This window comes from Nioella sp. (assembly GCF_964229645.1).
Lineage (GTDB): Bacteria > Pseudomonadota > Alphaproteobacteria > Rhodobacterales > Rhodobacteraceae > Nioella.
The window spans coordinates 1-6,035 of sequence record NZ_CAXREX010000278.1; the positions used below are offsets into that span (position 1 = coordinate 1).

The 6,035-nt window shown below is 66.4% G+C and carries 6 protein-coding genes; 4 read left to right on the forward strand and 2 right to left on the reverse strand.

What is annotated here, in order from left to right; all coding sequences use genetic code 11:
* Positions 1-89: 89 nt before the first annotated feature.
* A complete protein-coding gene (locus tag ACEQXV_RS17905; RefSeq protein WP_370270303.1) occupies positions 90-1,439 on the reverse strand; it encodes an aspartate aminotransferase family protein in 1,350 nt (449 codons plus the stop codon).
* Entirely contained in the window at positions 1,436-2,230 is a 795-nt protein-coding gene (locus ACEQXV_RS17910) for an IclR family transcriptional regulator (protein ID WP_370270305.1), read from the reverse strand. Before ACEQXV_RS17910 ends, ACEQXV_RS17905 begins: the two co-directional genes overlap by 4 nt.
* A gap of 124 nt (positions 2,231-2,354) precedes the next feature.
* Here ACEQXV_RS17910 and ACEQXV_RS17915 point away from each other — a divergent pair, with 124 nt between their 5' ends.
* The 4 genes from ACEQXV_RS17915 to ACEQXV_RS17930 form a co-directional block, all read left to right on the forward strand.
* Positions 2,355-3,296: a tripartite tricarboxylate transporter substrate binding protein gene (locus ACEQXV_RS17915; protein WP_370270306.1), complete on the forward strand. Its 942-nt coding sequence runs from the start codon at positions 2,355-2,357 to the stop codon at positions 3,294-3,296.
* A 78-nt stretch (positions 3,297-3,374) separates the two neighbouring features.
* Positions 3,375-3,914, forward strand: coding sequence for a tripartite tricarboxylate transporter TctB family protein (locus ACEQXV_RS17920; RefSeq protein ID WP_370252968.1), 540 nt, complete (start codon positions 3,375-3,377; stop codon positions 3,912-3,914).
* Positions 3,915-3,924: 10 nt separating this feature from the next.
* The gene (locus tag ACEQXV_RS17925; RefSeq protein WP_370270309.1) at positions 3,925-5,442 is read left to right on the forward strand and encodes a tripartite tricarboxylate transporter permease; all 1,518 of its coding nucleotides are present in this window, start codon (positions 3,925-3,927) and stop codon (positions 5,440-5,442) included.
* 3 nt (positions 5,443-5,445) lie between these two features.
* Positions 5,446-6,035 (forward strand): aldehyde dehydrogenase family protein (locus ACEQXV_RS17930; RefSeq protein WP_370270310.1); only part of this gene is annotated, 590 nt, incomplete at its 3' end.

Below are 6,035 nucleotides of genomic sequence, written 5' to 3' on the forward strand. Positions count from 1 at the left end.
CGGCAGGGATCGTCGGCCCGCCTTCGGGGGCGCTGCCCCCGTCGCCTTGCGGCGACGCCCCCGGGATATTTTGAGAACAATGACGGGGGTCAGAGGGCCCGGAAGCCCGCGTCGAGCGCGGCGAGGATGGCGTCGACATCCGCCTCGGTCAGAATGAGCGGGGGCGACATGATGATGTTGGGGCCGGAGACGCGCACCATGGCACCGTGGTCGTAGGCGACCTCTTGCACCCTGGCGGGCATGGCTTTGTCAGGGGCCTTGGTGGCGCGGTCCGAGACCACTTCGATCGCGGTCATGAGCCCGTGCCCGCCGCGCACGTCGCCGATCACGTCGTAGCGGCCCTTGAGCTTTTGCACGCCCTCGAAGAGCTGCGCGCCCCGGGCGGCGGCGTTTTCGGGGACATTGAGGCGGATCGTTTCGTCAAGGCAGGCGATGGCGGCCGCCGCGCCGACGGGATGGCCTGAATAGGTGTAGCCGTGGCCGATGGCGGCGGCGCCGGTTTCATCGCTTTCGAAGACCTCGACGACCTTGTCGGACAGCATCACCGCGCCGAACGGGAAATAGCCGTTGGTGATGGCCTTGGCGGTGCACATCATGTCGGGCTGCACGCCCCAGTGGCGGCTGCCGGACCAGTCGCCGGTGCGCCCAAACGCCGTGATGACCTCATCTGCGATGAGCAGGATGCCGTTGCGGTCGCAGATCTCGCGCACCTGGGGCATGAAGCTTTCGTGCGGGACGATGACGCCGCCCGCGCCCAGGATCGGTTCCATGATGAAGGCGGCGATGGTGCCCGCGCCCTGGAAGGCGATCTCGTCTTCGAGCGCGGCGGCACAGAGGCCGGCGAGACGCGCGGGGTCGGTTTCATTGAACGGATTGCGATAGGGGTAGGGGGCCGGGATGTGGAAACAGCCGGGCAGGAGCGGTTCATACTGGGTGCGGAAATTGGCGTTGCCATTGACCGAGGCGCCGCCGAAATGGGTGCCGTGATAGCCTTTCTTGAGGCTCAGGAACTTGGTGCGACCCGGTTCGCCGCGCACCTTGTGATACTGGCGCGCAAGGCGCAGCGCGGTTTCGACGCTGTCGGACCCGCCCGAGGTGTAGAAGGCGCGCGTCAGCCCGTCGGGGGCGAAGAAATCGGCCAGCATCACGGACAGCTCGATCGCCGCGTCGTTCGAGGTGCCCCGGAAGGTGGAATAATAGGGCAGCACGTCCAATTGCCGGGCGATGGCGTCTTTCACCGGCTGGCAGGAAAAGCCCAGGTTCACGTTCCACAGCCCGCCCACGGCGTCGATGGTTTCGTGCCCGTCGATATCGCGGATGCGCACGCCCTCGGCCCCGGTGATGATGCGCGGCGGGTGGGCCATGCTGTCGGCGGGGTGCGCCATCGGGTGCCACATGCGGCGGGCGTTCATTTCCTTGAGGAAGTTCGAGTCTTTCATGTCGCGGTCTCCGGTGCGGCGGCGGCGGCCCATGCGGCGGCAAGCGCGGGCGGGATGGAGCCGCCCCAGTTCGCGCTGATGGTTTCGGCGGCCTGGATGAGTTCGGTGAGGATGAGGGTCTGAAGCCCGGGCGTGACGCGCGAGGACACCGCCGCCACGGCCACGGCCCCGGCGATGCCGGAACTGTCGAAGAGCGGGGCGGCAAAGCCGGTGACGCCGGTCTCGAAGGTCTGGTTCGAGATGGCGATCCCGCTGGCGCGGGCGCGGGCCACGGCGGCGGCAAGGTCTTCGGGGCTGCGGGCGGTGGTCTCGGTATAGGCGGGCATGGCGGCAAGCGCGCGCTTCATGAGCTCTTCGCCGCCGAAGGCGAGCGCGGCGATGCCCGAGGCGGTGGCATGCAGGGGCAGGCGCGATTCATGAAGCACCACGCGCGCGGAATGCTGCGGGGCCTCGTGATGGGCGAGCGTTGTCAGCCCGGTGGCATCGAGCAGCGATGCATGCGCGGTTTCGCCCGTGGCCTCGGCCAGCCGGGGCAGGGCCACGCGCAGGCCCGCGCGGCGGGGCAGGGTGACTTCGCGCATATGCGCCAGGCGCAGGACGGCGGGTCCGATGCGGTAGGCGCGGGTGGCCGGGTTCTGTTCCAGCAGACCCACCGATTCGAGCGCCGAGAGGTGGCGGAAGGTGGTGGCCTTGTCGCGGCGGGCGAGTCGGTGAAAGTCGCTCAGACCGATCTCGGGCCGGTCGAGCGAGAAAAAATCCAGCAATTCCATCGCCTTTGCGATCGTGGACATGGGGCCTCCTGTCGCGCGGACGGAGCCGCGTCGTGCAAAAAGGATTGACGGGGATTGGTTCACAATGCAAGCTGTTTTTGAACCATCGGTTTAAATAATGAACCAACTCAGCAGGGAGTGCAACATGAACAGAATGCTCAAGACCGTCTGCGCGGCGGCCCTGGCGACGGTGGCCCTTGGCGGGCTGGCGGCGGCCGATTACCCCGAACGCCCGGTGGAATTCGTTGTGCCATGGCCGCCGGGCGACCTGGAGGACGTGCTGACGCGGATGATCGCGGAGGACTTCCAGGAGGCCTACGGCGTGCCGGCTGCGGTGGTGAACCGTCCGGGCGGCGGCGGCGGCCCCTTCCCCGGCGCAATCTCGGTGGCGACGGCTCCGGCGGATGGATACACCATCGGCTCCTTCATCATCGCGATCCCGACCGTGGGTCCAAACCTCGGCATCCCCGAGCTTAGCCCCGACCCGTTCGAGCCCATTGGCATCTTCCTGACCTATCCCTTCGTCATCGCCGCAAGCGCGGACGCGCCCTATTCCAGCATGGAAGAGCTGGCGACCTACGCGCAGGACAATGACGTGACACTTGGCCATTTCGGCGCGCCGCTGGTGCCGACGCGGGTGACGATGGCGCTGGCGGAAAGCCAGGGCTTCGGCTTTGCCTCGGACGCGGCATTCGATGCGCTCGATTGCAACACGCTGGCCTCGGGCGATGCGGATGTGATCAACACCACGCTTCAGTTGATTCTGCCATGCCTCGACAGCGTCAACGTGCTGGCCTCGATCGGGGCGGAGCGCATCAGCTTGACGCCGGACGCGCCCACGGTGGCAGAGCTTGACCCGTCGCTCAATGTGGCGCTGTGGAACGGGCTCTTCGTGCATCGCGACACGCCGCAGGAGGTGCGGGACCGGATCGCGGAAGTGGCCCAGGCCACGGTGATGAGCGAGCGCGCGCAGGCGTTGGCGGCTGAAACCGGCGCGCTGGTCTACTGGCAGGACGCAGACGCGTCGACGGCGCAGATCCAGGCCGATATCGAGACGCTCGGCACCATCTCGGGCATGCTCGACTGAGCCTGAACGGATCAAGGACGGGTCGGCCCTGGCGGGCCGATCCGCAATTTTTTCCACATAAAATTGGGGCGCGCGCGGATGGGGCGGTTCGAAACTCTCCAGCAGATGTTCAAGCGATACCGGCGTCCGGGGGACCTGGTCTTTGCCACGCTCTTCCTGCTCTTCGCCATGTGGCTTGCCAGCCAGTTGCAGACCCAGACCGTCTGGGCCAACGGCCAGCACCTCTTTGCACAACCCCGGTTCTGGCCCGCAGTGGGTGTCTTCGGAATGGTGATCTTCGGGGCGCTGCATTTCCTGGGGTCGCTGGCCTCGGACCGCATCCCCGGCCGCTGGCCCGAGGTGCTAAGCTGGGTCAGGGCGCTGGAATTCGTGGGCTGGTTCCTGGCCTATGTCTGGCTGGTGCCGCAGGCGGGCTACCTGCTGGCGACACTTCTCTTCATGGGCGCGCTGACGCTGCGCATGGGGTATCGTGACGGGCGCATGATCGGGGCCGCGCTGGTGACGGGGCTTGGGATCGTGCTGCTGTTCCGGACTTTCCTCCAGGTGCGGCTGCCGGGCGGGCAGCTCTATCATCACCTGCCCGATGGCCTGTCCACCTTCATGCTGACCTATTTCTGAGGCCCCGGCGATGGACCTTTTCCTTTCCAGCCTCGACACGCTTGCCCGGCTCGACGTGCTTCTGGCCCTTCTGGTGGGCTCGATCGGCGGTGTCATCATCGGCGCGATTCCCGGCGTCGGCGCGGCGGTGGCCATTGCCATCCTGCTGCCCGCGACCTTCAGCTTCGATCCCATCGTGGGGCTGACCGTGCTTCTGGGCATCTATGGCTCGTCCATGTATGGCGGCGCGATCCCGGCGATCCTGATCAACACGCCGGGAACGGCCGTGAACGCGCTGACCACATATGACGGCTACCCGATGACGCAGAAGGGGCAGGCGCGGCGGGCACTGTCGCTGGCCTATTCGGCCTCTTTCTTCGGGGGCATCCTGTCGATCCTGTGCCTTATCTTCCTGTCGCCCGTGCTGGCCTGGGTCGCCCCCATGTTCGGCAGCCGAGAGATTTTCCTCGCCGCGCTTCTCGGTATCATCCTCGTCGTGCTCGCGCATCGGGGGCAGGTCTTTGCCGCGGGCATGCTGGCCAGTTTCGGCATCTTCCTCAATTCCGTGGGGCTGGAGCCGGTGCGCTATTCGCGCCGCTATGCCTTCGATCAGAGCTGGCTGGCCTCGGGTGTCGACCTGATCGTGGTGGTGCTTGGCCTTTTCGCCATTTCACAGGCCTTCCTGCTGCTGGTCGACAAGGACGATGCGCCCAAGGCGCAGCGGGTGGAAGGAAGCCTCTTTTCCGGCCTGAAAGAGCTATTCCGCTTCAAGCGGGTGGCGACGGTGTCGTCCGGTTTCGGGGTGCTGATGGGAATGATCCCCGGCGTGGGCGAGTTCACTGCCCAGTTCCTGAGCTACACCTACGCGCGGCGCACGTCGAAAACGCCAGAGGAGTTCGGCAAGGGCAGTCCCGAGGGGCTGATTGCCTCGGAAGCGGCCAATAACGCGGTGCCGGGGGCCGCGATGATCCCGCTCCTGGCGCTTGGCATCCCGGGCGAGGCGCTGACCGCGATGATGCTGTCGGTCTTTTACGTGCATAACGTGGTGCCGGGGCCGGGGCTTTTCCAGAACGACATGGATTTCGTGGTGGCGCTTTATATCGTGATGCTGCTTCTCAACGTCATCGTGCTTGGCTTGCTGATGTTCTCGACCAACTGGCTGACCAGGATCATCCAGGTGCCGACGCGGTTCCTGGGCGTGGTGATCCTGACGCTGAGCTTCGTGGGAGTCTATTCCCTTCGCAATTCCTTCACCGACTGCGCGATTGCCAGCGCCTTCGGGGTGCTGGGGCTGATCCTGAAGCGGCTCAACCTGCCGGTGGTGCCGATCATCCTGGGCATGGTCCTGGGCGGGATCATGGAGGTGAAGCTGCGCAGCGCCATGGCGCGGGTGCGCACGCCCTGGGACATGATCGACAGGCCGATTGCCTTCCTGCTTTTCTGCGCGATCCTGCTGGTCATCGGGCTGCATATCCGCACGCTGGTCAAGGAGCACCGGGCGCGGATGGACGAGCCCGACCACGACATTCACGACGCACATACGAGGTAAGCCATGGATCAGGCCAGCATCGACACGCTGCGCGCGCAGCCGGTCCCCGCGCAAGGGCACCTGATCGGGGGGCAGGTGGTGCCCGCCTCGCACGGGGCCGTGATGGAGACGCTGTCCCCCATCGACGGCAGCGTGCTGACGACGCTGGCACGAGGCACGGGCGAGGACGTGGCGCGCGCGGTTGACGCGGCGCGGGCGGCGTTCGAGGACGGGCGCTGGTCGCGCCAGCCCCCTGCCGCGCGCAAGAAGGTCATGCTGAAATGGGCCGAGTTGATCGAGGCCGAGGCTCTGGCGCTGGCGGTGATGGGCGTGCGCGAGAACGGGACCGAGATTAACATGGCCTACAAGGCCGAGGCCGGGTCGGCTGCGGCCACGATCCGCTATTATGCCGAGGCCATCGACAAGCAATATGGCGAGATCGCCCCGACGGCGGAAAACGTGCTTGGTCTGGTGCACCGGGAGCCCGTGGGTGTTGTGGGCGCGATCGTGCCGTGGAACTTCCCACTGATGATCGGCGCGTGGAAGCTGGCGCCTGCGCTGGCCGCGGGCAATTCGGTGGTGCTGAAACCGGCGGAAACCGCTTCGCTCACGCT